Genomic DNA, 24199 nt, shown 5'->3' with positions numbered 1-24199 from the left:
GAAGGCTGGAGACCTCAATGGTGTAGAGCTTGCCTGACTTGCCGCCGCGACCATGAAGCAATTTGATTTTCAAGGCCGCACCGCACCAGTCGGTACGCGTGCGGTTTTCGAACTCTTGGCATATGAGGCGCATGCGCTGAGGCGAGATACTCGCCAGACGAGCGAGATCGGACGAGAGAATGTGTCTGCTAGTCCCGCTCACAGCAAGCGGCCTCCACTATTCTTGCGCGCAGAGCGCGCGCGGCGGGACCGTCTTGTTCTCCGTTCAAGACCGCGATTGCCCACGCCCTGGAGACGCCGTTTTCTAAGCACCAGCGGGAAAAAGAGGTACCGCGAATGATAAAGGCGGCGCGCACCGTGGGATAATCAAATCGTTCAGCCACTTGCATTGCAAATCGCCCTGTGCACATTAGTCATGTGACAATATGTAAGTTACATTTTGTCACTAGTCAAACAGAAAAGTGACATTTTGTGCACCATGGATGTCGTCGGTATAATCGCGAGAGCAAAGCAGGCATTGAATCTCAAGCAGGATCAAGAGCTTGCCGACTATCTCGGGGTATCAAGAAGTACCATTGCGGCATGGAGGCGCCGGGCGTCAGTGCCAGCAAAATACCTATCCGAAATGCTCTCTGGAGGTACAGTTTCCCTAGACTGGTTGATGTCGGGCAGCGGAGAGCCCAAAACGGTCGGGCGACACGGTCTTACTGACAAACCCCTTGAGATTGACAAGGAAGATCTCTGGCTAGCATTGCTCGCAACGCGTCACGAGCTTGCAAACTCCAAGTCCGAACCCGACCGGAGGCTTGCTGGCGGGTTGACGGATGACCAACTAGCGACGATCCACATTTGGGTCGGTGAGTACGTAACTCGGATCAAGGCATCTCGGGACAAATGGCTGAAATCCGGTTTGATCAAGCCTCAGGACATCTACAAAGCACTGGTCACCGAGTATGCCGTAGGTGAATTCGATGCTCCGCCTCCGCCGTGGTGGGAGGACGAGCGTATTATCTAGGGTTGCTCAATCTGTTGCTCAATCGCCAGAATGCTCCGTTCACCAATTCCGCTAGTTGCTCAATAAACTAATTTAAAACAATGACTTAATATTTATCCTGGAATGAAGAATTTGGTGTTGCTCAATCTGGCGATTGGTAACACTATTTTTCCGCGAATTATCCTTTGAAAACAAAGGTGCGTTGCCATTTTCATTCCAGAATAGCTCTGACAGCCATTCCGAAATATCTTTCGCGCCTCCACGCGTTAACCATATTTAAAACCCTTGCGGAACATACATGGAACATATAGTGTTTGTTCGAGATTTGTTTCACGATTCCCAAGGGGACGTCCATGCTGACGAGAAAACAACAGGAACTTCTACTGTTCATCCATGAGCGGATGAAGGAGTCCGGCGTGCCCCCTTCGTTCGATGAGATGAAGGATGCGCTCGATTTGGCCTCGAAGTCCGGCATCCACCGGTTGATCACGGCATTGGAGGAGCGTGGTTTCATTCGCCGGCTTCCCAACCGTGCCCGGGCGCTCGAAGTCATCAAGCTGCCCGAGGCCTATTCGCCGAGCATCAAGCCGCCGCAGAAGGGTTTCAATCCAAGCGTCATCGAAGGCTCGCTCGGCAAGGTGCAGCCGGCGCCCGCGCCGAAGCCGGCAGCCAACGAGAACTCCGGTGAAGCGGTGGCAATCCCTGTTATGGGCCGCATCGCCGCCGGTGTGCCGATTTCGGCGATCCAGAACATCACCCACGATATTTCCGTCCCGGCCGGCATGCTCGGCAGCGGCGAACATTATGCGCTCGAGGTCAAAGGCGATTCGATGATCGAGGCCGGCATCCTCGATGGCGACACGGTGATCATCCGCAACGGCAGCACGGCGAGCCCGGGCGACATCGTCGTAGCGCTCGTCGACGACGAGGAAGCGACGCTCAAGCGCTTCCGCCGCAAAGGGGCTTCCATTGCGCTTGAGGCCGCGAATCCGGCTTACGAAACTCGCATCTTCGGGCCGGATCGCGTCAAGGTCCAGGGCAAGCTGGTCGGACTCATCCGCCGCTATCACTGACAAGCGGCGATCGGTTGACGCGCGGCGAGCAGCCTCGCCTGCGTCGGCTTAATATCATTTCTTCTTCTTTGATTCCTTGAGCGCTTTGTTGCGCGCCATGATCGCGATCGCATAGCCCTCCTTGTTGACCTGACGGGCGCGGCCGAAGCCGGCGGCGCCATCCGGAACATCCTCGGTGATCACGCTGCCGGAGGCGGTCAGCGCCCCTGCCCCGATCGTCACCGGTGCGACAAGTGCACTGTTCGAGCCGATGAATGCGTCGGCGCCGATCCGGGTTTCGAACTTGTTGAAGCCATCATAATTGCAGGTGATCGTGCCGGCGCCGATATTCGCCCGCGCGCCGATGATGGCATCGCCGATATAGCTCAGATGATTGACCTTGGCGCCCTCGCCGATCGCGGCATTCTTCACTTCGCAGAAATTGCCAACCTTGGCCTTTTCGCCCAGGTCTGCGCCAGGCCGCAGCCGTGCGTACGGACCAACGCTTGCGCCTGGCGCAATATGGGCGCCCTCGATATGCGAGAAGGCGTGGATGACGACGTCACTATCGACGGTGACGCCGGGACCGAACCAGACATTCGGTTCGATCACAGTGTCGCGGCCGATCCGCGTGTCATGCGACAGGAAGACGGTTTCCGGCGCGATCATCGTCACGCCCGAGAGCATCAACTGATGACGGCGCTTCTTCTGCCAGATCGCTTCGAGTTCGGCGAGTTCCGCCCGGTTGTTGCAGCCGGCAACCATGTCGCTCGGCGCTTCGACCGTCGCCGCCCTGCCGCCTTCGCGGTGGAGGATTTCGATGATGTCGGTGACGTAATACTCGCCCTTGACATTGTTATTGGTGATTTTCGTCAGCAGCGACAAAGCCTTGCGGCCATCGATCGCCATGATGCCGCTATTGCAGAAGGTGACCTTCCGCTCGGCCTCTGTCGCGTCCTTTTCCTCGCGGATGGCGACGAGCTCGCCGTCCTTGGTAAGCAGGCGTCCATAGCCCGTGGGTTTGTCGGTTTCGAAGCCGACGACCGCGACATCATAGCCGGCGCGCACTTTCTCCAGCGCTTCGATCAGCGGTGCGGGTTCGATCAGAGGCCCGTCGCCATAGGCGACCAGGATCTGATCGTAGTCCTTTTCGATTTCGCCGCGCGCCGCCAGCACAGCGTGGCCTGTGCCGAGCCGCTCGGCCTGTTCAAAGGCGCGGACCTCGATACCGGACCCGGACGCTGCGGCCACGACCGGCTCCGCATCGCGGCCAACGACCAGCGCGATGCAGTCAGCACCGCTGCGGCCGAGCGCCAGCATCACGTGCGAGATCATCGGCAGGTTGCCGATCGTGTGCAGCACCTTCGACTTGGCGGAGTTCATCCGCTTGCTCTCGCCTGCCGCCAGCACCACTGCCAGGACGCGATCGGCCATGTTGATTCTCCCGGGTTGTTTGCGACGGAATATCAGAGCGTGTGAAAATCGATCAACTGGCTTCTTGCGCAGCAGTCGGACGACCAATCTTCATCATCAGGATCTTATCGATCCTGCGGCCGTCCATGTCGATCACTTCGAAGCGGTAGCCATACTGATCGAGCTTGTCGCCCTCCTCCGGATTCTTGCGGAGATTCTGGACGACAAAGCCGGCAATCGTCTCGTAGCCGTYCTCGGTGGAGAGATCGTCGAGGCCGAAAGCCAGTTTGATCTCATGGACGGGCGTGCGACCGTCGATCAGCCATGAGCCGTCATCGCGTTCACGGATCTGAATGTCATCCACATCGTCGTAGTTGGACGGCAGAATGCCGACGATCGCTTCGAGCAGATCGGCAGACGTAACGATGCCCTCGGTCGAGCCGTATTCATCGACGATAACAGCCATATGCACGTTCGACGCCTTGAACATTTCGAACGCCCTGAGGCAATTCGTCATTTCCGGAATCGTCGGTATCTCCTGCATGTAATTTTTCATCAGAAAGCTGCGCGGCGACAGCGAAGCGCGCAGGATGTCCTTGGCGCGCACCGCGCCGACCACCTTGTCAGGGCTGCCGTCGATGACCGGGTAGCGCGAATGGCCGGCTTCGCGCACCACTTCGACCACGTCGTCGAGCGTGTCCTTGATGTCGAGCGAGACCATCTCCGTCCGGTGCGTCATGATCGATTTCACCGACCGGTCGGCGAGCGAGATGATGCGGCGGAGCATTTCATGTTCGGATTTCTCGAATACGCCGCTCTCCGCGCCCTCGGCCAGCACGGCGTGCACTTCCGCCTCGGTGACCTCCTCGTTGTCACCGGCTGCCATGCCGAACAGCTTCAGCACCAGCCGTGCCGACATTTCGAACAGGTAGACGAAGGGAGCGGTGATCTTCGAGAGCACAGACATCGGGCCGGCGACCGCGACGGCAATGCGCTCGGGATTGCGCAGCGCCAGTTGCTTCGGCAGTAGTTCGCCGATGATCACCGAAAAATAGGTGATCACCGTGACGACGACAATGCCGGCCAGTACATGGCCATAAGGCGCGATGAGCGGGTATTGATTGAGGACCGGTCCGAGCCGCTCGGTGGCCGAGGCGCCGCCATATGTGCCGGCGACGATGCCGACCAGCGTGATGCCCACCTGCACGGTCGATAGAAAGGTGCCGGAATCCTCGGCGAGCTTGAGCGCAGTTGCCGCGCGCTCGTTTCCCTGCTTGGCCATCTGGCGGAGGAGCGGCCTGCTCGAGGAGACGATGGCCAGTTCCGACATCGCGAAAAACGCATTGATGACGAACAAGACGAAGATGACGATGATTTCAGTCACAAGGGGGGCGCCAATTGCAATTGGACCATAAACTAAAGCGGTGGCGCTTAATCTTCAAGACGCGTCTGGGAATTAGCCGCTCGACAGCGGCGGAAAGCTATCCGTGTTGAGCGCCTGGATGGCGCTGCGGACCCGGTTGCGACCGGTGAGGATAACCTTGCGCATGGCCTCCGCTGCGCCTTCGGCATCGCGTGCCGCGATTGCGTCGACGATCTGCGTATGCGCTTCCGACACTTCCTCGCGGCGGCTGCCCGCCTCGGCCGGCGACGACAGTTTGAAGACACCTACCAGTGCCGCCTCGATCAGACTGCCGACGGTGCGCATGAAGGGGTTGCGTGACGCCTCGGCGATGGAGAGATGGAATTTAAGGTCGGCGACAGCGAGCGTCTCCGGCGTGTGATGGGCGGCGCCCATTTCTTCGGCGAAGCGGTAGAGTTCCTTGATGTCATCCTCGGTGGCGTTCTGGGCTGCCAACGATGCCGCGAAGGGCTCGAAGGCGAGCCGGATCTCGCTCAGGTGATCGAGGAATTCCTGGTCGGCCCCACGGTCGAAATGCCAGCTCAGCACGTCACTGTCGAAGAGGTTCCACTGCGTCTTGGGGGTGACGCGCGTGCCRATGCGGGCCCGCGGCACGATCAGGCCTTTGGCGGCGAGCGTCTTCATTGCTTCGCGCAAAACAGTGCGCGACACCTTGAACCGCTGCGCCAGGTCGACGTCACCCGGCAGCGTCGCGCCGACCGGATATTCTCCGGCGATAATCGCCCGGCCGAGCTCATCGACCACCTGTGAATGGCTCGTCCTCGTCCGTTTGCCGGATATGGCGGCTTCAAGCACCCCCCTGCGCAATGTGACCCCTCCTCAGGTTTCTTTTTTTATCCTCGACACCAGCAATATTCCTTTTTGCATGAGGATAAAGGCGAATAGCAAGAATCCGATGGCGATTTTCGTCCACCAGCTCGATAGCGTTCCGTCGAAAGTGATGTATGTCTGAATCAGGCCTTGGATCAGGATGCCGACCAGCGTGCCGGCCACAAAGCCTGCCCCGCCGGTCAGCAGCGTGCCGCCGATGACGACAGCCGCAATCGCATCGAGTTCGACTCCTACAGTCGCCAACGAATAGCCGGCCGAGGTGTAGAGAGAGAAGACGATGCCCGACAGGCCGGCGAGAAAACCGGACAGTGCGTAGATCTCAATCGTGGTCCTGCCGACAGGAACACCCATCAGCTTGGCCGTCTGCGCGCCGCCGCCCAAGGCATAGACATTGGTACCAAATCGCGTCCGGTGCGCAATGATGATGCCGACAACGAAGACTGCCAGCATGACCATGCCGATCAGGGTCAGCCGCCCGCCGCCGGGCAGTTTGAAATAGAAGGATTTCAGTTCCTTATAGAAAGGATGCTCGACGGGGATCGAATCGTTCGTCAGCAGGTAACAGGAGCCTCGGGCCATGAACATGCCGGCCAGCGTGACGATGAAAGGCGGCATCTCGAGATAGTGGATGATCGCGCCCATCGCCGCGCCGAACAGGGTCGAAATGACAAGCGCGATCAGAAAGGCGACAAGCGGATGGATGCCGGTGTCGCGCAGCAGCACCGCAATCACCACGCCGGTGAAGGCGATCACCGAGCCGATCGACAGGTCGATGCCGCCAGACAGGATCACGAAAGTCATGCCAACGGCGGCGATGCCCAGGAAAGCGTTGTCGGTCAGCAGGTTGCCGATCACGCGGGTCGACAGCATGTTGGGATATTGTGCGATGCAAAGAGCATAAGCCACCAGGAAGATCAGGACGGTGGCAATCAATGGCAGGTATTTCGCCCTCATCGCGTGCCCTCCCCGCGGCGGCGAGAGGCAATGAACTGCGAGATTTCGGACATGCGCGGCGACTGGATGACCAGGATGATCACGATAATGATGGCCTTGATGATCAGGTTGTATTCCGGCGGAAAGCCGGACGTGAGGATGCCGGTATTGACCGATTGAATGATCATGGCACCCAGCAGCGAACCAAGGATGCTGAACCGGCCGCCAAGCAGCGAATTGCCGCCGACGACGACCGCCAGGATCGCATCGAGCTCAAGCCAGAGACCGGCATTGTTGGCATCGGCGCCCTTGATGTCGGCGGCGACGATCAGGCCGGCAATCGCGGCGCAAAGCCCGGTCAGCACATAGGCCGCGATCAGCAGCGCTGTTGTCTTGACGCCGGAGAGCTGGCTTGCCTGGCGATTGACACCGATCGCCTCGACCAGCAGCCCAAGCGCCGTCTTGCGCACAAGCAGCGTCACCAGCAGGCCGAAGACAATCCAGATCACCACCGGCATGGGCAGGCCGAAGACCGAGCCGCTGCCGACGAAGATCAGTCCGTCATCGTCAAAAGTCAGGATGGCACCGGCGGTGATCAATTGAGCGATGCCTCGACCCGCGACCATCAGCACCAGTGTGGCGACAATCGGCTGGATGTTGAGGATCGAGACAAGGAACCCGTTCCATAGGCCGCAGGCCAGACCCAGCAGCAAAGCAAACGCGATCGTGGCGAAGAGCGAATAGCCTGCGGTGATCGCGGCGGCGGCCACCGCACCGCAAATGGCGATCACTGCGCCGACCGACAGATCGATGCCGCGCGTGGCAATCACCAGTGTCATGCCGATGGCGATCAGCGCAACGGGCGCGCCGCGGTTGAGCACGTCGATAATGCTGCCGTAAAGCCGGCCGTTCTGAATGGAAATATTGAAAAAATCCGGAAACAGAATGACGTTCAGCAGAAGCACGACCGCGAGCGTCAGGATTTGTGGCAACAATCGCCGCAGTAGGGCGCCGTCCTTCATGCAGCCTGTCCTTTTTCATGCGTGGCGGCAATGGCGTCGACAATGCCGGCCGCCGTCATCTCGCTGCCGCTGAGTTCGGCGACATGTTGCCGGTCGCGCAGCACGCGGATGCGTGAACTATAGGCGATCAGTTCCTCGATTTCCGACGAGATGACTGCCAGCGACATGCCGCGGCTGCAGAGATCGCGGATCAGTTTGATGATCTCCGCATGCGCGCCGACATCGATGCCGCGGGTCGGCTCGTCGAGGATCAGCAGGCGCGGATCGGTGGCGAGCCAGCGGGCCAGGATCGCCTTCTGCTGGTTGCCGCCGGAAAGCAGCTTGATCGGCTTTTCACGGCCATCTGTGCGGATATCCAGAGCCTTGATGTAGCGGTCGGCAAGCGCATTCTGTTCGGAGCGAGGCAAGGGCCTCGCCCAGCCACGGCGTGCCTGCAGCGCCAAAATGATATTTTCACGAACCGAAAGATCGCCAATGATGCCGTCGGTCTTGCGGTCTTCGGGGCAAAAGCCGAAGCCATGCGCGATCGCGGCTTCCGGCGAACCGATCCGCTCCTGCTTGCCGTCGATCTCGATCGTGCCCTGGTCGGCCGGCCGGGCGCCGAACATGACTTCCGCGCTTTCCGTCCGCCCCGAACCGAGAAGGCCGGCGAGCCCGACGACCTCGCCTTCGGCGATATCGAGGTCAAAAGGCGACACCCTGCCGCGACGGCCGATCTGCTTGAAGCGGAAACGAACGGCGCCGCCCTTCCGCACTTCGGCCGGATCGTGCTTTTCCTGTTCCGCGAGTTCGCGGCCGAGCATCATCGCCACCAGATCCTTGCGCGGCAGTTCGGCGGTGCTGCGCATGCCCACTAGCCGGCCATTGCGCAGCACGGTGATGCTGTCCGAGATCGCATAGACCTGTTCGAGGAAGTGGGTGATGAAGATGATGCCGAGGCCGCGGCTCTTCAGTCGGCGGACGATGGAAAACAGCACCTCGACTTCATGGGCGTCGAGGCTGGCGGTCGGTTCGTCGAGGATCAGCACCTTGCCGGAAAGGTCCACCGCGCGGGCGATCGCGACAATCTGCTGCACGGCGACGGAAAAGCTTGAAAGCGGCAGCCTGACATCGATATCCAGGCCGTATTCGGACAGCAGCGCGCGTGACAGACGTACCATCTCGCCAGTCCGGGTCATGCCGAAGCGGACGGGCTGGCGCCCGAGATAGAGGTTCTCCGCGACCGACAGATTGGGCAGGAGGTTGACCTCCTGATAAACCGTACCGATGCCGAGCTTTTGGGCATGGAACGTGTTGCGSGGATCGAYAGGCTGTCCGGCAAGCAGAATCTCGCCGCCGTCGCGGTGATAGGCACCCGTAAGGCATTTGATCAGCGTCGATTTGCCGGCGCCGTTTTCGCCCAGCAATGCGTGAACCTCTCCGCCCATCAGCGAGAAATCGACGCCATCGAGCGCCTTGGAGGCCAGGAACTGCTTGGAAATACCGCGCGCTTCCAGGACCGGCGCGGATGAAATAGCTTGGCCTTCAGGCATGATATGGCTCCCCCCGCCGACCGGACTCATAGCATAAAATGTGCTCGACGTCGCGGCGCGCCGGTCATGGCAAGTCTTCACGTTTCGCCGGCGACAGAGCGCCGGCGAAACGCCGATCAGGGCTGATCAATAGCCAAGGTCTTTCTTGGCATTGTAGATCTTCATCGGATCGTCCTTCTGCGTATAGAGGTGCGATTCCGTCTGGATCCACTTCGGCGGAACCTTCTTGTCCTTCAGATAGGCATTGAGGGCATCGAAGGCCGGGCCGGCCATGTTCGGCGTCAGTTCGACTGTGGCGTTGGATTCGCCGGCTGCCATCGCCTTGAAGATATCCGGGATCGAGTCGATCGACACGACGATGATATCCTTGCCCGGCTTCAGGCCGGCTTCCTTGATCGCTTCGATGCCGCCGACAGCCATGTCGTCGTTATGGGCATAGAGCGCGCAGATATTCTTGCCGCCGTTCTCGGCCTTGAGGAAGCTTTCCATCACTTCCTTGCCCTTGGTGCGGGTGAAGTCGCCCGTCTGGCTACGAATGATCTTGAAGTTGTCGTGGCCGGCAATCGCTTCTTCAAAACCCTTCTTGCGGTCGATGGCCGGCGACGAGCCGGTCGTGCCCTGCAGTTCGACGATGTTGCACTTCTTGGCTCCGACATTGTCGACCAGCCACTTGCCGGCGACCTTGCCTTCATAGACGGTGTCGGAGGTCACGGCGGTCAGGTAGAGGTCGGGTTTGCTGTCGACCTTGCGGTCGAGCAGGATGACGGGAATATTGGCGTCCTTGGCTTCGGAGAGCACGTCATCCCAGCCGGTGGCGACCACCGGGGCGAGGAAGATTGCGTCGACGCCCTGGGCGATGAAGGAGCGGATCGCCTTGATCTGGTTTTCCTGCTTCTGCTGCGCGTCGGAGAATTTCAGGTCGACGCCGCGCTTCTTTGCTTCCTGCTTGGTGACGGTGGTTTCGGCGGCGCGCCAGCCCGATTCCGAGCCGATCTGCGAGAAGCCAACGGTCAAGGCCGCCGCCTGAGACGCCGCGAACATGGTGACAGCGAGCGCCGTAGCACCCGCGAGTGCTTTCAAGAAAGTCATGGATTTCCTCCCAAAAATCGCTGCGAGCTGCAGCGAGTTCAAGAAAAATCATACGATATTATTTTTGTAAAGCTGATATTTTTGAAAAGTCATACTTTTTTATTCGCCGGCTTCCTGTCGACATCGGAACTTTGCGCTTGCCACCCCTGCCCGCCAATCGCTAAAAGCACTGTCTCTGCCGCCGCTCCTCTGGGAACGGCGATGTTGTCGTGCGCGATTGTCGCGCGCCAGGAACAAAGGTTTTGGGAAGAGATGCTCGAACTACTGCGTAAGGCCGCGAAAACCTGGGTCGCCAAGGGGCTGATGCTCCTCCTCGTCGGCGCGTTCGGTATCTGGGGCGTCCACAGTTCGATCTTCAATTCTGCTTCTGACGCCGTGGTCGTCGTGGGCGATCAGAAGGTCTCGAATATCGAGTTCGCGTTCGCGTTCAGGAACGAACTTGGACGGCTGTCACAGCAGTTCGGAATGCGCCTGACGGCGGATCAGGCCAGAGCTCTCGGCGCTGAAAACAACGTGCTCAGCCAGCTCATATCCGGTGCTACACTCGATCAACTGGCGAGCAATATGAAACTCGGACAGTCCCAGGAACGGCTGCTGCAGGTGATCCAACAGGAGCCGGCCTTCCACGACGAAACCGGTGCCTTCAGTCGCAATCAGATGGAAGGGGTGTTGCGGAATGTTGGGATCCCTGTCAACGACTGGATCCAGATCGCCAACAAGCAAGCGGTCCGTACCCAGATCGCTGATGCGCTGACCAAGGATTTCGAACCTCCGAAGACACTCGTCGATGCGCTGCAGACCTATGCCAATGAGCGCCGTGGTATCGATTATCTGATGCTGACCAAGGACAATATCGACCCGATCAAGCCGCCGGCCACCGACGTGCTGAACAAGTGGTTCGAGGCCAACAAGGCGAAATACAAGGCGCCGGAATATCGCAAGATCACCTATGTCAAGCTCGAACCAGCGGATATTTCCGATCCAACAGCAATCTCGGACGCGCAGGTCAATGATGACTACGACAAGCGCAAGGATAGCTACCGCACGCCGGCGACGCGCACCATCGAGCAGCTTTCCTTCGCAGACAAGGCCTCGGCCGAAGCTGCTGAGGCAAAGCTGACAGCGGGCAGCGCGAACTTCGACCAGTTGGTCACTGAACAGGGCAAGACCCCGACCGACGTGCTGCTCGGCGACTTCACCAAGGACAAGATGCCGAGCCCGAAAATGGGCGAAGCCGCTTTCGCCGTGGCCAAGGATGGCGGCGTTACGCCCGTCGTCGACGGCCTCCTCGGTCCGGTCATCTTGCGCATCACCAATATTCGCCCGGAAGTGGTCAAGTCCCTGGATGATGTCAAGGATGACATCCGCAAGCAGCTGGCGCTGGTCCAGGCCAATGACGACATCCAGAGCGTCTATGACAAGTTCGAGGATGATCGTGCCTCCGGCTCGACCTTGCCGGAAGTGGCCAAGAAGCTCAAATTGAAGACCATGACCCTGGCAGCCATCGATTCCGAGGGCCAGGACATGAAGGGCAGCGAGATCAAGGATGTTCCGGCCAAGCTGTTGCCGGAGGCCTTCAAGACGGACGAAGGTGTCGAGCCCCTGCCGCTCACGCTCGATGATGGCGGTTATGTCTGGTTCCAGGTCGATGGCGTCACACAGGCCCGGGACCGCAAGATCGAAGAGGTCAAGGACAAGGTCGTCGCCGACTGGACCGCCGAACAGGTCAAGCTCGCGCTGGCAAAGAAGGCCGAGGAAGTTACCAAGCAGATCACCGGCGGCGCCAAGATCGCCGATGTTGCGACCGGCCTCAAGCTTGCGGTCGAGCACAAATCCGACATCAAGCGCACCACGCAGGACGACGTGCTCGGCACGGCGGCTGTCAACGCCGCTTTCGGCGGCCCGGATAGCTTCGTCACGAATGCGCCCGGCGGCGACGGCCAGATCGTGCTGCAGGTCACGGAGGTCAACGACACGCCGCAGAGCGACGCGCTCGACGACACGACGAGCCAGGTGAAGCAGAGCGCTGCCAGCGCCGGTCAGGATATTTTCGACCAGATGGTGAATGAACTCGCACTGGAATACAGCTCCCGCGTCAACCGGCAGCTCGTCAACCAGCTCATGGTCCGGTAGGAGGAACGATGGCGGACATAAAGCCCTTCCTCGCCAAGGTTGCCGCAGGCAATCCGCTCTCCTACGAAGAAGCCTGTCAGGCTTTCGACATCATGATGTCCGGCGAGGCGACGCCAAGCCAGATCGGTGCGCTGCTGATGGGTCTGCGCGTGCGCGGTGAGACCGTCGACGAGATTCTCGGCGCTGTGACCACGATGCGTTCGAAGATGTTGCGCGTCGAGGCCCCCGAAAATGCCGTCGACATCGTCGGCACCGGCGGCGACGGCGCCCATACCTACAATATCTCGACGCTCGCCTCGATCATCGTCGCAGGCTGCGGCGTGCCGGTCGCCAAGCATGGCAACCGGGCGCAGAGTTCCAAATCGGGGACGGCGGACGCGCTTTCGGCGCTCGGCGTCAAGCTTGATATTTCGGCCGAGCAGATCGGCAGCTGCATCCGCGATGCCGGCATCGGCTTCATGTTCGCGCAGGGGCACCACACGGCGATCCGCTTCGTGGCACCCAGCCGAATCGAACTCGGCACGCGCACGATCTTCAACCTGCTCGGACCGCTCTCCAATCCGGCCGGCGTCAGGCGGCAACTGCTCGGCGTCTATTCCGAGCAATGGCTGCGGCCGATCGCCGAAGCGCTGAAGAACCTCGGCTCGACGCATATCTGGGCCGTGCACGGTTCCGGCCTTGACGAGATCACGCTGACCGGCCCGACCACCGTGGTAGCGCTGGAGAATGGCAATATCCGCGAATTCACGCTGACGCCCGCGGATTTTGGCATGCAGCAGATCGACCTCGCGGAAATTCGCGGCGGCGATGGTGTCCACAACGCAGCCGCCCTGATGGGCGTGCTCGAAGGCGCCGAGAATGCCTATCGCGACATCTCTGTCGCCAATGCCGCGGCTTCCCTCGTCATTGCCGGCAGGGCTGCCAACCTGATGGAAGGTGTCGCTATGGCAAAGCATTCGCTGGAAACTGGTGCTGCCAAGGCCGCGCTGGAGCGGTTGATCGTCGTTTCGAATGCGTGAGGGATTGTCATGACCGATATCCTCCAGAAGATCGAAGCCTATAAGCGCGACGAAATCGCTGCCGCGATGGCGACGGTATCACTCGCCGAGCTCAAGGCTAGGATCGCCGGCGTCGAACCGCCGCGCGGCTTCCTGAAGTCGTTGCAGGCGAAAAAGGCGGCTGGCGACTATGGCCTCATCGCCGAGATCAAGAAGGCGAGCCCTTCCAAGGGTTTGATTCGCCCCGATTTCGACCCGCCAGCACTGGCGAGCGCCTACGAGGCCGGCGGCGCGGCCTGCCTCTCGGTGCTGACAGATGGGCCGAGTTTCCAGGGTGCGCCGGAATTCCTCACCCGAGCCCGTGCCGCCTGTGCGCTGCCGGCTTTGCGCAAGGATTTCCTGTTCGTCCCCTACCAGGTCTACGAGGCCCGGGCCTGGGGCGGCGACTGCATCCTGATCATCATGGCCTCGCTCTCCGATGACGAAGCGAAGGCGCTGGAGGATGCCGCCTTTGAACTCGGCATGGATGTGCTGGTCGAGGTGCATGACGAAGAGGAAACGGAGCGGGCTTTGAAGCTCAATTCGAAGATGCTCGGCGTCAACAACCGCAATCTCCGCAGCTTCGAGGTCGATCTCGCGACGTCCGAACGGCTGGCGAAACTGGTGCCGGACGACCGGCTGCTGGTCGGTGAAAGCGGCATCTTCACCAATGACGATTGCGCCCGGCTCAGCCGTTCCGGCATCACCACTTTCCTGGTCGGCGAAAGCCTGATGCGCAAGGATGATGTGACGGCGGCGACACGCACGCTTCTTGGCCTCGACCGCGCTGCTGCCGCGGAATGACGATGGAGCCCCGCCTGACCCATATCGACGCCGGCGGGGAAGCGAATATGGTCGACGTTGGCGACAAGGCCGAAACGGTCCGCACGGCGGTTGCCGAAGGCGCGGTCCGCATGCAGCCCAAGACCCTCGATCTGATACTGTCCGGCAATGCCAAGAAAGGCGATGTGCTCGCCACGGCTCGCATCGCCGGCATCATGGCCGCCAAGAAGACCTCGGATCTGATTCCCCTTTGCCATCCGCTGATGCTGTCAAAAGTCTCGGTCGACATCGTCCCCGACCCGGCCTTGCCGGGACTGCGGGTCGAGGCAATGGCAAAACTCACCGGCAAGACCGGTGTCGAAATGGAAGCACTGACCGCCGTCACGGTGGCCTGTCTGACCATCTACGACATGGCTAAAGCGGCCGACAAAGGCATGGAAATCATCGACATCCGGCTGAAGAGCAAGACGGGAGGCAAGTCAGGCGATTTTTCACGCACGGACTTGGAAAACTGATGGCGCTGCTGCCTGTCGAAGATGCACTGCGGCGCCTACTCGACAAGGCCCGTCCTACCGAGGCGAGCGAATCGGTGCCACTGAAGGCGGCCGAAGGCCGCGTTTTGGCGAGACCGGTCGCGGCCCTGCTGACGCAGCCGCCCTTTGATGGATCGGCCATGGATGGCTACGCGCTTCGCTCGGCAGATGTGACGACGGTCGGACAAAAGCTCAAGGTGATCGGCGAATCGGCGGCGGGACATGGTTTTTCCGGACAGGTCGCAGTTGGTGAGGCCGTCCGCATCTTCACCGGCGCACCGATGCCGGCGGGCGCGGATGTCGTGCTTCTGCAGGAAGACGCCACTGTCATCGACGGCGGCTTCATCGAAAACAATTTTTCGCCCGAAGCGGGCCGGCATGTCCGGCCGCGCGGCCAGGATTTTGCCGAAGGCGACGTCGTGCTGCGGGCCGGGCTGGTGCTTGATCCCGGCCGGCTCCTGGTCGCAGCCGGGATGAACCACCCTGCGCTCGATGTCTACCGCAAGCCGCTGGTCGCCATCGTCGCCACCGGCGACGAACTCCTGCCGCCCGGCAGCGCACTTGGCGAGCACCAGATCGTCGCGTCGAGCATTCACGCCATTACACCGCTCGCGCTGGCAGCCGGCGCGGAGGTGATCAATCTCGGCATTGTGCTGGATCAACCCGAGGCGATTGCCGGTGCGGCGCGCACGGCGGTCGAAGCGGGTGCGGATGTGCTGGTGACGCTCGGCGGCGCCTCCGTCGGCGATTACGACCTCGTGCAGCCGGCGCTCAAGAATATCGGCATGCAGCTCGATTTCTGGCGCATCGCCATGCGGCCGGGCAAGCCGCTGATGGTCGGTTCGCTKGGGCCGATGCATGTGCTGGGACTGCCGGGCAATCCGGTGTCGAGCATGGTCTGCGCCCTCCTCTTTCTCGAACCGCTGATCGCCAAGCTGGCGCATCGCCAAGCGCCATCGAGGCGTCGCATGGCGATGACAACGACTCCCCTGTCGGCCAACGACCACCGCCAGGACTATCTGCGCGCCACAGCCAGCCGAAACGCAGACGGCGTCCTCTGTGTCACATCCTTCGGCAAGCAGGATTCCTCGCAGATGAAGATTTTTGCGCTTTCCGACGCGCTCGTCATTCGCCCGCCGAACGCGACATCGCTGCCGGCTGGTGCGGACTGCGATGTGATGATGCTCCGCGACATCTGAGCGAATTGGACGCCCAGGCATCAGTTTTCCGCGAACGTGTCGGTATGCCAGTCATAACGGCGATGCCGCATCCATGCCCGCGATTTGCCGTCTATGGCGCCCACGACAGTGACGGTCGGCGGGCCATCGTCCTTTTCAACCACATAGACCTCGAGCGAACCGGTTTTGCGTAGTGTCTGGCCGGTGAAAAGTTGAGCTCCCGACCGGCAATCCGACCATTTCAGCCGCGCCGGCGTGACGACGATATCGGCGAGGTCACAGGCGGCCCCGGTCAAGCCGGCATTGGTCGCGATGATGATCACCAGCCCGCTGGCGGTCGTCGCGACGCACCACTGTTTCTGCGCACAGGCGAAGTGGCCGGCCGGTGTCTTGGCGAGTGCCTTTGCAATATCTTTTTTGGCTTGGTTGATCTCATCCTGAGTCAGTCGTTGCCGCTTGTTGGCCTTCGTGGTCGGCGCGCCTAGTTTCGAGGCAGCAATCGCATCGGGCTTTACCACGGTGTTGACTTTCAACGCCCTTTGCCACTGTTGAAGGATGAAGTCTGAGGGCTTGCTCTCGCTGACGGCCGCCGTCTCGCCGTCGACGATGCCGGCAAGGCTGCCGTCTTCAAAGATGATGAGACTTGGCTTCGGCGCAGCGGGAAGTGCCAGATGCACTGCCAGCAAGACGATGCAGACGACGGCACCGGCATAGCGCAGATGCGAGCGCATGATGGCGAGTGTGATCAGGCCGAAAGTCATGCCGACAAACAGCCAGGCGGGGATTTGTCCGGTGATCCATTCTCCACGCTGGACGGCGATCCATTTTGCCATGGCGATAACGAAATCCAGCCCATAGCCCATCACCTTCACCGGCAGCCATTCGAGCCCGAAAGGCAGGGCAAAGAGCGCCACAATCGCTGCCGGCATGACGACGAGGGAGATGACAGGCATGGCAAGCAGGTTCGCCGGCAGTCCCCAGGTGGCGATGCGGTTGAAATATTCGATTGAAAACAGGGCGGTCGACAGTCCACCGATCAGTGAGGTCATGAACACGCCGGCCATGAAGCGGGCAGCCGGCATCAGCCGGCGCAACAGCGGAATTCCGCTGATCGGTGTCATGGACTGCATTCGCCGCTGCAGCGTGGAATATCCGGTCACAAGTGCCAGCGTGGCGGCATAGGACATCTGGAAACCCGGCCCGATCATCGCAGATGGCGAGGCGACTGCGATGACGATGGCGGAAAGCGCTATGTTGCGCAGACTGATCGACGGCCGGTCGAAAAATACCGCCGTGAGCATGATCGCCATCATGATATAGGCGCGCTCGGCCGATACCGAAAAGCCCGAGATCAGATAATAAAGCGTCACCGTCACCAATGCGCCGGCTGCCGCGATCTTCTTGACCGGCCATCGATGCGAGAATTCCTGGGACAGGCTGAGCAGAAGCCTCAGCCCGACAAAGCAAAGACCGGCCGCAAGCGCCATGTTGAGCCCGGAAATAGCAATAATATGCGTCAGGCCGGCGAGCCTCAGTGCTTCTGTAGTTTCCGGCGACATGGCGTGCCGGTCGTCAGTGACCATCGACGCCGCGAAAGCGCCTGTGTCTCCGGGCAGGATGGACCGGATTCGCGCGCTGATGTCGATCTGCACCGAGTCGATCACCTGCATTGTCTTGTCGGTCAGCGACTGCGAGATGGGCGGCGCGTTTGCCCACGCTTTCGGCTTGCCGTAGAAGAAGCCGGACGCACCGAGCCCATCGAAATAACTGTCGAAGGCGAAATCATTGAGGCCCGCCAGAGCCGGGCCGGAAGGCGGTGAAAGACGCGCCCTGCCCTCGATCGTCGCACCGATCGCCAATGGCGGATCATGGCCGAGCGAGGTCACCCGGATGGTTTGCGGCGCCCGCTTCAGCCGCGGCTTTTCCGTCTCGACCAAGTTGATCTCGTAGCGCCAGCGACCGCGGGAATCCACTTCGCGCGCGATGACTATCCCGCGGACCGTCGTCGTCACCGGCCCGTCGAGAATCACCGTGTCGGCCCGCGCTGTCTGCCAGGCGGCCAGCAAGGCGCCGGCTGTCATCAGCAGTGCGGCTGCGGCAATTGCACGCAATGCCGGCCGCCAGGGGCCGAGGATCAACCATGCCACAGCCGCGCCGATGCAGAGCAGCAAGGTCGGCGCCACGGCTGGCGTACGGTCCAGCGCAAACCACCACGCGGCACCGGCTCCCAGAAAGACCGGCGTCCAGTGGAACAGATGGCCGAACTCGCGTTCCAGCCGGAAACCATCCGAGGCGAAGGCGCGCGAGCGCATGACCACCACGGCAACGGCTTGTTCTATACGGGCTCTCGGTGGTCGATCGACGACCGGTGCCGGCCGGTTCAATGCACTGGGAAGCAGATCGAGATCGAACGCGTCGACCGATTCAATATCTTCCCGCTGTGCTTCGTTTGCGAGCCCGCTTGTCATAATAATGTCGTGAAATCGCCCGATTTCTTAACAGAGAGACTGCAGCCCGGATTCGGAATTGGCAACTGCGATTCATGCGATTTTTCGCGCACTGGGTGTGACCGGCGCGTTCAATCGATTAAAATTCTAGTGAAGAAGATTCTCTTTGATTTCCGCTTATTGCAGTGCCAAAACCTGTTACGGCAACGCAACAACAGACTCTGGTAATTCTTTGTGTTTATCAGATATTCGTCCGCGAAAGCCCACTCTAATTGTGGCAGCTTTTTGCTGCCTGCCTATCCTTGAACGGAGGAAATTATGGCTGATAAGAAAGCGTCTATCTCAATTGACGGCAAGCAGGTCGATCTCGAAGTGCGATCCGGCACCATCGGCCCTGACGTCATTGACATTGCGCCCCTTTATAAAACCGCCAAGGCCTTTACCTACGACCCGGGCTTCACGTCGACCGCCTCCTGCGAATCCAAGATCACCTATATCGATGGCGATGAAGGTGTGTTGCTGCATCGCGGCTATCCGATCGAACAGCTTGCCGAACACGGCGACTTCCTCGAAGTCTGCTATCTCTTGCTCTACGGCGAATTGCCGACCGCCAGCCAGAAGAAGGATTTCGACTATCGCGTCGTTCACCACACCATGGTGCATGAGCAGATGAGCCGCTTTTTCACCGGCTTCCGCCGTGATGCTCATCCGATGGCGGTCATGTGCGGCTGCGTCGGCGCTCTCTCGGCCTTCTATCACGACTCTACCGACATCACTGATCCGCACCAGCGCATGGTCGCTTCGTTGCGCATGATCGCCAAGATGCCGACGCTCGCCGCCATGGCCTACAAGTATCATATCGGCCAGCCCTTCGTTTATCCGAAGAACGATCTGGACTATGCGTCGAACTTCCTGCGCATGTGCTTTGCCGTTCCTTGCGAGGAATATGTGGTGAACCCGGTTCTGGCCCGCGCCATGGACCGCATTTTCATCCTGCATGCCGACCATGAGCAGAATGCTTCGACCTCGACCGTGCGTCTTGCCGGCTCGTCAGGCGCCAATCCCTTCGCCTGTATCGCCGCCGGCATTGCCTGCCTCTGGGGCCCGGCGCATGGCGGCGCCAATGAAGCCGCGCTCAACATGCTGCGCGAGATCGGCACCGTCGACCGCATCCCGCAATATGTCGCCAAGGCAAAGGACAAGAACGACCCGTTCCGCCTGATGGGCTTTGGCCACCGCGTCTACAAGAACTATGACCCACGCGCCAAGATCATGCAGAAGACGACGCATGAAGTTCTCGGCGAACTCGGCCATAAGGACGATCCGTTGCTCGAAGTGGCGATGGAGCTCGAAAAGATCGCGCTGCACGACGAATACTTCATCGAGAAGAAGCTCTATCCGAATATCGACTTCTATTCGGGCATCACGCTCAAGGCCCTGGGCTTCCCCACCGAGATGTTCACCGTGCTGTTCGCGCTCGCCCGTACCGTCGGCTGGATCGCCCAGTGGAACGAGATGATCGAGGATCCGGACCAGCGCATCGGCCGGCCGCGCCAGCTCTATGTCGGCGAGCCGCAACGCGACTACGTGCACGTCTCCAAGCGCTGAGCGCTCTGCCAGCAAATCGAAAGGGCCGTGTCGGAAACGACATGGCCCTTTTCCTCGACTGCCATGTGAATTCGGATCTGTTGCCCGGCGAAGATCCGATATCGCCTGAAATGGAAAAGGCCGCGATCGCGGCCTTTTCTGTTCCAATATCCGAAGCTGGCAGACTGCCGGCAGGCAGCAATTACTGCGCCTTGGCCTTGTCCTGGGCTTCTTCCAGCTTCTTGCGGGCTTCCTCAGCCTTCTTCTGCATTTCTTCCTGCAGCTTCTTCTGGGTCTCCACCATCTTGGACTGCTCCATGGCCGGGCCATCGAGGGCCGCCTTGAAGCCTTCGAGCGACATCTTGATCGGGTTCGGCATGCGCTGGAAGTTCACCGAGGTGAACACAACTTCCTGACCCTTTTTCATGTTGTTGATGATCGCGTCGGTCAGCGGCATTTCGGCGATGCACATGTCGGGCATGCAGACGCCGTATTCCAGCTTGTTGCCCTTCGAATTGTCGATTTGCATCAGCACGCCCGGCGGGACGAGACGCGCGGTCGGCACCGAAACCTGCATGAACTTGCGGTTGATCTTGCCGGTGACCAGGACCAGCGCCACGGCGGTGATCAACTGTCCGGTATTGGCGGTCTGGACGTTGCGCACCGAGCAGACGGTGCTGTCATCCTGCTTGTCGCAGAGCTTGAACCAGCCCTGCGGCGTCTGCTGAGCGGAAGCGTAACCCGGCATGGTGAACGCAGTCGCCGCAAAGGCCACGGCTCCGATGGTCGCGCGCACGGCGGTCTTGATGGTGAAGCTCATATTCTATCCCGTCTCCTGATCTCTGTGAGGCCAGTGCTCCCGGCCGTTCAGCCGGAGCCCTCCTGCCGGTCAATTGAGGCAAATACATGACCCGTGTTATTGGCGCCCCTGTTACATCGCCGCCTCCAAGATATCCAGCCTTTCTTTGAGGCCGCGACGAATATTTCAGAAATGCCACACCACAAGTTGGATATATGCCGCACTGTTGCTAGTCTCGAAGCGTGACTCGTGTTTTTCAAGGTCGATTGCTGTGCTGAAACTGCTTGTGGCCCTGTTCCTGTTGATCTTTCCGGCCCAGGTGCTTGCCGGCGAAGCGCTCTACGGCATCGCCATGCGTGGCAATCCGGCGCTGCCGCCGGACTTCAAGGCCTTCCCTTACATAAACCCTCACGTAAAGAAAGGCGGCCGGCTGGCGTTCGGCGTGATGGGCACGTTCAACAACCTCAATCCCTTCATCCTCAAGGGCAAGCGTACCACCGCGCGCGGCCTCTGGGACCCGGAACTCGGCAACCTTGTGTTCGAATCGCTGATGATGCGGTCTCGTGACGAACCCTTCACCATGTATGGCCTGCTGGCGGAGAGCGTTGAATGGGATGATGCCCGGACCTACATCCAGTTCAACCTGAACCCCAAGGCGAAGTGGGCGGATGGCCAGCCGGTTACGCCCGACGATGTGATCTTCACTTTCGAACTCCTGCGCGACAAGGGCGCTCCTCCCTTCTCCACCCGGTTGGTCGCAGGCGGGAAAGTCCTGGTCGAAAAGATGGAGAAGATCGGCGAACATTCTGTCCGCTTCACCTTGTCCAAGACCGCCACAAGGGAATTGCCGCTGCTTCTGGCGCTGTCGCCGGTGCTGCCGAAGCACGCGACGAAGGTCGACGGCTTTGATCAAACCACATTGACGCCGCTCATGGGCTCCGGCCCTTACCGTATCAAACAGGTACGGCCGGGTGAAAAGATCCTCTTCGAGCGCGACCCGAATTATTGGGGCAAGGACCTGCCTTCTATGGTCGGCTTCAACAATTTCGATCAGATCTCGATCGAATATTTTCTCGAAGAGAACACGCTGTTCGAGGCCTTCAAGAAAGGTGAAGTCGATATCTACAAGGAAGGCGCGCCGAACAATTGGCAAGGCGCCTATAACTTCCCGGCTGTGCAACGCGGTGATGTCGTCAAGGACGCGTTCAAGCTGCGCTTGCCGGCCAATACCTATTCGCTGGTCTTCAACACCCGCCGGCCACTCTTCGCCAATGAAAAACTGCGCGAGGGTCTGATGATCGCCTTCGATTTCGAATGGCTGAACAGGACGCTGTTCGACAATGCCTATTCGCGCATCGAAAGCTTCTGGCAGAATTCCGATCTCTCCAGCGAAGATCATCCGGCCAGCGCCAAGGAACTTGCTCTGCTGGGCGCGGCGAAGGACGAGATCGACCCAGCGATCCTGGCCGGCACCTATAGGCTGCCGGTCACCGACGGTTCCGGCCGCGACCGCAAGGTGCTGAAGCGGGCCTATGACTTGATCACGGCCGCCGGCTATAGCATCAAGGACGGAAAGATGCGCGATGCGAAAGGCACGCCGCTCGCCTTCGAAATCCTCTGCCAGAGTCCGGATCAGACTCGCATCGCTCTTAGCTATCAGCGCAGTCTTGCAGCTCTCGGAATCGTCATTTCAATCCGTTCGGTCGAAGACGCGCAATATCAGCAGCGCAGCCAGACCTTCGATTTCGACATGATTTTCCGCACCTATGCGGCGTCGCTGTCGCCTGGCATCGAACAGGTCAGTCGCTGGGGTTCTTCCTATCGCGAAGTGCCGGGATCAGAAAACATGGCCGGTGTCGCCGATCCGGATATCGACCAGATGATCCAGGCGATCGTCGCGGCGCGCGAGACGGACGACTTCAATTCCGCCATCCGCGCGCTCGACCGCCTGCTGCTCAACGGCCACTATGTCATCCCGCTCTTCTTCATTGGTGAACAGTGGGTTGCGCGATGGAACTATATCGGCCATCCGGATTATTTGCCATTATACGGCGCACAGTTCCAAACATGGTGGGACAAAAGGGTTCAGTAGGGTTCATGGACAAGCAGCATATCGATATCGAAATCATCTCCGACGTGGTCTGTCCCTGGTGCTATCTCGGCCAGGGAAGATTGAAGCTTGCGCTGGACGAGGTGAGGGACACAATCAGCGCCGATATTACCTGGAAACCCTACCAACTCGAACCGAACGTGCCGCCGGGTGGTTTCGACACGTTCGACTATCTCGCCAAGAAGATCGGTGGTGCCGACCAGGTGCGCCGCTCGCATGAAATGCTGACCAAGATGGGCGCCGAAATCGGCCTGCCTTTCGCGCTCGATAAAGCCAGGCGCTTCCCGAATACGCTCGACGCCCATCGCCTGATCCATTGGGCCGGCCTGCTGGGCCATGACATGCAGGACAAGATTTCCCGGGCGCTGTTCAAGGCCAATTTCGTCGACGGCCTCGATGTCGGTGACCGTGCCGTCCTTCTGCAGATCGCCACCGACATGGGCATGGATCGTCGCACCGTCGAAAAGCGGCTGGAGGACGGCAGCGATCTCGATCTTATCAAGGGAGAGATCGCGCATGCGCAGCGCATGGGCGTCACCGGCGTGCCCTGCTTCGTCTTCGAGCATCAATATGCGGTGACCGGGGCGCAGTCGGTCGAGGCATTCGCCACCGCACTCAAGCAGATCGCCGAGATGAAGACGCAAGCGGCAGAGTGACTTCGGATTGGGTTTCGGTTAAAATCTGCTTCGAATATCGTCGAGGCCGCAATGGAAAAATTGGATCGCATTACTCAAGACCCGAACGTCATGGGCGGACGGCCGTGCATACGCGGCATGCGGGTAACGGTCGGTATGATTGTCGGGCAGATCGGTGCCGGTCTGACACCAGAAGAGTTACTTCAAGATTACCCCTATCTTGAGGCTGACGATATAAAGCAGGCTTTGCTTTACGCTGCATGGCGCTCAGAAGAGCGGGAAATCGCATTCGCAGAGTCATGAAAATCTTGATCGACATGAACCTCTCACCAAGTTGGGCGGCGTTTCTACGATCTGGGGATATCGAGGCGGTGCATTGGTCACAAGTCGGATCGGCTGCTGCGCGGGATATTGATATAATGCGCTATGCCGCGGATCACAGCTACCACGTCTTGACGAACGATCTCGATTTCGGTTCGATCCTGGCTGTAACGCATGGCCGTGAGCCGAGCGTGATTCAAATTCGATCCAACAATCTGAGGCCGGAAAGCATTGGTATCGCAGTCGCGATGGCCTTGAAGCAGTCTGCCGATCAACTTCAAGCGGGCGCGCTGCTGACGATCGATCCGCAGCGCACGCGCCTGCGACTATTGCCGCTTGGTGAATAA

22 protein-coding genes are annotated in these 24199 nt (G+C 60.0%); 12 read left to right on the top strand and 10 right to left on the bottom strand.

All coding sequences use genetic code 11. The features are described from left to right. On the bottom strand, positions 1-202 hold a 202-nt coding region (locus tag AC1D06_RS29385), incomplete at its 3' end, for a hypothetical protein (RefSeq protein ID WP_477989409.1). A gap of 276 nt (positions 203-478) precedes the next feature. On the opposite strand from AC1D06_RS29385, the gene AC1D06_RS29380 reads away from it, so the two are divergent. After that, on the top strand, positions 479-1015 hold the full coding sequence (locus AC1D06_RS29380) for a helix-turn-helix domain-containing protein (RefSeq protein WP_477989408.1): 537 nt from the start codon (positions 479-481) through the stop codon (positions 1013-1015). Positions 1016-1347: 332 nt separating this feature from the next. After that, a complete protein-coding gene (lexA, locus tag AC1D06_RS29375) occupies positions 1348-2067 on the top strand; it encodes a transcriptional repressor LexA (protein ID WP_477989406.1) in 720 nt (239 codons plus the stop codon). A gap of 54 nt (positions 2068-2121) precedes the next feature. On the opposite strand, the gene glmU is transcribed toward lexA, so the two are convergent. The 7 genes from glmU to ytfQ all read right to left on the bottom strand — a co-directional run bounded on the left by glmU (position 2122) and on the right by ytfQ (position 10289). Then, on the bottom strand, positions 2122-3480 hold the full coding sequence (gene glmU, locus AC1D06_RS29370; protein ID WP_477989404.1) for a bifunctional UDP-N-acetylglucosamine diphosphorylase/glucosamine-1-phosphate N-acetyltransferase GlmU: 1359 nt from the start codon (positions 3478-3480) through the stop codon (positions 2122-2124). Between the two features lie 52 nt (positions 3481-3532). Continuing rightward, positions 3533-4843, bottom strand: a complete 1311-nt coding sequence (locus AC1D06_RS29365; protein WP_477989402.1) for a hemolysin family protein — start codon at positions 4841-4843, stop codon at positions 3533-3535. A 72-nt stretch (positions 4844-4915) separates the two neighbouring features. Beyond that, complete coding sequence (locus AC1D06_RS29360) at positions 4916-5689, bottom strand: FadR/GntR family transcriptional regulator (RefSeq protein ID WP_477876935.1); 774 nt, start codon at positions 5687-5689, stop codon at positions 4916-4918. Positions 5690-5701: 12 nt separating this feature from the next. Next, positions 5702-6667 carry a galactofuranose ABC transporter, permease protein YjfF gene (gene yjfF, locus AC1D06_RS29355; RefSeq protein WP_477989398.1) on the bottom strand — a complete coding sequence of 322 codons (966 nt, stop codon included), beginning with the start codon at positions 6665-6667 and terminating at the stop codon, positions 5702-5704. After that, positions 6664-7668, bottom strand: coding sequence for an ABC transporter permease (locus AC1D06_RS29350; RefSeq protein ID WP_477876937.1), 1005 nt, complete (start codon positions 7666-7668; stop codon positions 6664-6666). The genes yjfF and AC1D06_RS29350 overlap by 4 nt, the downstream gene beginning before the upstream one ends. Then, the gene (locus AC1D06_RS29345; protein WP_477989396.1) at positions 7665-9200 is read right to left on the bottom strand and encodes a sugar ABC transporter ATP-binding protein; all 1536 of its coding nucleotides are present in this window, start codon (positions 9198-9200) and stop codon (positions 7665-7667) included. The genes AC1D06_RS29350 and AC1D06_RS29345 overlap by 4 nt, the downstream gene beginning before the upstream one ends. 126 nt (positions 9201-9326) lie before the next feature. Further along, the gene (ytfQ, locus tag AC1D06_RS29340) at positions 9327-10289 is read right to left on the bottom strand and encodes a galactofuranose ABC transporter, galactofuranose-binding protein YtfQ (protein WP_477989394.1); all 963 of its coding nucleotides are present in this window, start codon (positions 10287-10289) and stop codon (positions 9327-9329) included. Positions 10290-10541: 252 nt separating this feature from the next. Here ytfQ and AC1D06_RS29335 point away from each other — a divergent pair, with 252 nt between their 5' ends. The 5 genes from AC1D06_RS29335 to AC1D06_RS29315 are packed head-to-tail and all read left to right on the top strand — an operon-like array spanning position 10542 to position 15974. Then, positions 10542-12422 carry a peptidylprolyl isomerase gene (locus AC1D06_RS29335; RefSeq protein WP_477989390.1) on the top strand — a complete coding sequence of 627 codons (1881 nt, stop codon included), beginning with the start codon at positions 10542-10544 and terminating at the stop codon, positions 12420-12422. An 8-nt stretch (positions 12423-12430) separates the two neighbouring features. Then, complete coding sequence (gene trpD, locus AC1D06_RS29330) at positions 12431-13441, top strand: anthranilate phosphoribosyltransferase (protein WP_477876941.1); 1011 nt, start codon at positions 12431-12433, stop codon at positions 13439-13441. Between the two features lie 9 nt (positions 13442-13450). Beyond that, positions 13451-14263 carry an indole-3-glycerol phosphate synthase TrpC gene (gene trpC, locus AC1D06_RS29325; RefSeq protein ID WP_477989388.1) on the top strand — a complete coding sequence of 271 codons (813 nt, stop codon included), beginning with the start codon at positions 13451-13453 and terminating at the stop codon, positions 14261-14263. Continuing rightward, positions 14260-14757, top strand: coding sequence for a cyclic pyranopterin monophosphate synthase MoaC (gene moaC / locus AC1D06_RS29320; protein WP_477876943.1), 498 nt, complete (start codon positions 14260-14262; stop codon positions 14755-14757). Before trpC ends, moaC begins: the two co-directional genes overlap by 4 nt. After that, entirely contained in the window at positions 14757-15974 is a 1218-nt protein-coding gene (locus AC1D06_RS29315) for a molybdopterin molybdotransferase MoeA (protein ID WP_477989386.1), read from the top strand. The genes moaC and AC1D06_RS29315 overlap by 1 nt, the downstream gene beginning before the upstream one ends. A gap of 20 nt (positions 15975-15994) precedes the next feature. Here AC1D06_RS29315 and AC1D06_RS29310 read toward each other — a convergent pair whose 3' ends face one another. After that, the gene (locus AC1D06_RS29310) at positions 15995-18421 is read right to left on the bottom strand and encodes a ComEC/Rec2 family competence protein (protein WP_477989384.1); all 2427 of its coding nucleotides are present in this window, start codon (positions 18419-18421) and stop codon (positions 15995-15997) included. Positions 18422-18718: 297 nt separating this feature from the next. On the opposite strand from AC1D06_RS29310, the gene gltA reads away from it, so the two are divergent. Next, the gene (gltA, locus tag AC1D06_RS29305) at positions 18719-20008 is read left to right on the top strand and encodes a citrate synthase (protein WP_477989383.1); all 1290 of its coding nucleotides are present in this window, start codon (positions 18719-18721) and stop codon (positions 20006-20008) included. Positions 20009-20189: 181 nt separating this feature from the next. Here gltA and AC1D06_RS29300 read toward each other — a convergent pair whose 3' ends face one another. Further along, positions 20190-20807 carry an invasion associated locus B family protein gene (locus tag AC1D06_RS29300; protein ID WP_477876947.1) on the bottom strand — a complete coding sequence of 206 codons (618 nt, stop codon included), beginning with the start codon at positions 20805-20807 and terminating at the stop codon, positions 20190-20192. 250 nt (positions 20808-21057) lie between these two features. Between AC1D06_RS29300 and AC1D06_RS29295 the strand changes: the two genes are divergently transcribed. The 4 genes from AC1D06_RS29295 to AC1D06_RS29280 are packed head-to-tail and all read left to right on the top strand — an operon-like array spanning position 21058 to position 24199. Continuing rightward, the gene (locus AC1D06_RS29295; protein ID WP_477989381.1) at positions 21058-22878 is read left to right on the top strand and encodes an extracellular solute-binding protein; all 1821 of its coding nucleotides are present in this window, start codon (positions 21058-21060) and stop codon (positions 22876-22878) included. A gap of 5 nt (positions 22879-22883) precedes the next feature. Further along, positions 22884-23552: a DsbA family oxidoreductase gene (locus AC1D06_RS29290; RefSeq protein WP_477989380.1), complete on the top strand. Its 669-nt coding sequence runs from the start codon at positions 22884-22886 to the stop codon at positions 23550-23552. A gap of 51 nt (positions 23553-23603) precedes the next feature. Next, entirely contained in the window at positions 23604-23834 is a 231-nt protein-coding gene (locus tag AC1D06_RS29285; protein ID WP_477989379.1) for a DUF433 domain-containing protein, read from the top strand. Beyond that, entirely contained in the window at positions 23831-24199 is a 369-nt protein-coding gene (locus AC1D06_RS29280; RefSeq protein WP_477989378.1) for a DUF5615 family PIN-like protein, read from the top strand. Before AC1D06_RS29285 ends, AC1D06_RS29280 begins: the two co-directional genes overlap by 4 nt.

This window comes from Rhizobium sp. P2_G2, from assembly GCF_056403555.1.
This window is presented reverse-complemented; position numbering and strand designations above follow the sequence as displayed.

Coding starts and splice junctions, on each gene's coding strand:
- AC1D06_RS29380 (WP_477989408.1), top strand. CDS start 479: ATGGATGTCGTCGGTATAATCGCGAGAGCAAAGCAGGCATTGAATCTC.
- lexA (WP_477989406.1), top strand. CDS start 1,348: ATGCTGACGAGAAAACAACAGGAACTTCTACTGTTCATCCATGAGCGG.
- glmU (WP_477989404.1), bottom strand. CDS start 3,480: ATGGCCGATCGCGTCCTGGCAGTGGTGCTGGCGGCAGGCGAGAGCAAG.
- yjfF (WP_477989398.1), bottom strand. CDS start 6,667: ATGAGGGCGAAATACCTGCCATTGATTGCCACCGTCCTGATCTTCCTG.
- AC1D06_RS29350 (WP_477876937.1), bottom strand. CDS start 7,668: ATGAAGGACGGCGCCCTACTGCGGCGATTGTTGCCACAAATCCTGACG.
- ytfQ (WP_477989394.1), bottom strand. CDS start 10,289: ATGACTTTCTTGAAAGCACTCGCGGGTGCTACGGCGCTCGCTGTCACC.
- AC1D06_RS29335 (WP_477989390.1), top strand. CDS start 10,542: ATGCTCGAACTACTGCGTAAGGCCGCGAAAACCTGGGTCGCCAAGGGG.
- trpD (WP_477876941.1), top strand. CDS start 12,431: ATGGCGGACATAAAGCCCTTCCTCGCCAAGGTTGCCGCAGGCAATCCG.
- trpC (WP_477989388.1), top strand. CDS start 13,451: ATGACCGATATCCTCCAGAAGATCGAAGCCTATAAGCGCGACGAAATC.
- moaC (WP_477876943.1), top strand. CDS start 14,260: ATGACGATGGAGCCCCGCCTGACCCATATCGACGCCGGCGGGGAAGCG.
- AC1D06_RS29310 (WP_477989384.1), bottom strand. CDS start 18,421: ATGACAAGCGGGCTCGCAAACGAAGCACAGCGGGAAGATATTGAATCG.
- gltA (WP_477989383.1), top strand. CDS start 18,719: ATGGCTGATAAGAAAGCGTCTATCTCAATTGACGGCAAGCAGGTCGAT.
- AC1D06_RS29300 (WP_477876947.1), bottom strand. CDS start 20,807: ATGAGCTTCACCATCAAGACCGCCGTGCGCGCGACCATCGGAGCCGTG.
- AC1D06_RS29290 (WP_477989380.1), top strand. CDS start 22,884: ATGGACAAGCAGCATATCGATATCGAAATCATCTCCGACGTGGTCTGT.
- AC1D06_RS29285 (WP_477989379.1), top strand. CDS start 23,604: ATGGAAAAATTGGATCGCATTACTCAAGACCCGAACGTCATGGGCGGA.
- AC1D06_RS29280 (WP_477989378.1), top strand. CDS start 23,831: ATGAAAATCTTGATCGACATGAACCTCTCACCAAGTTGGGCGGCGTTT.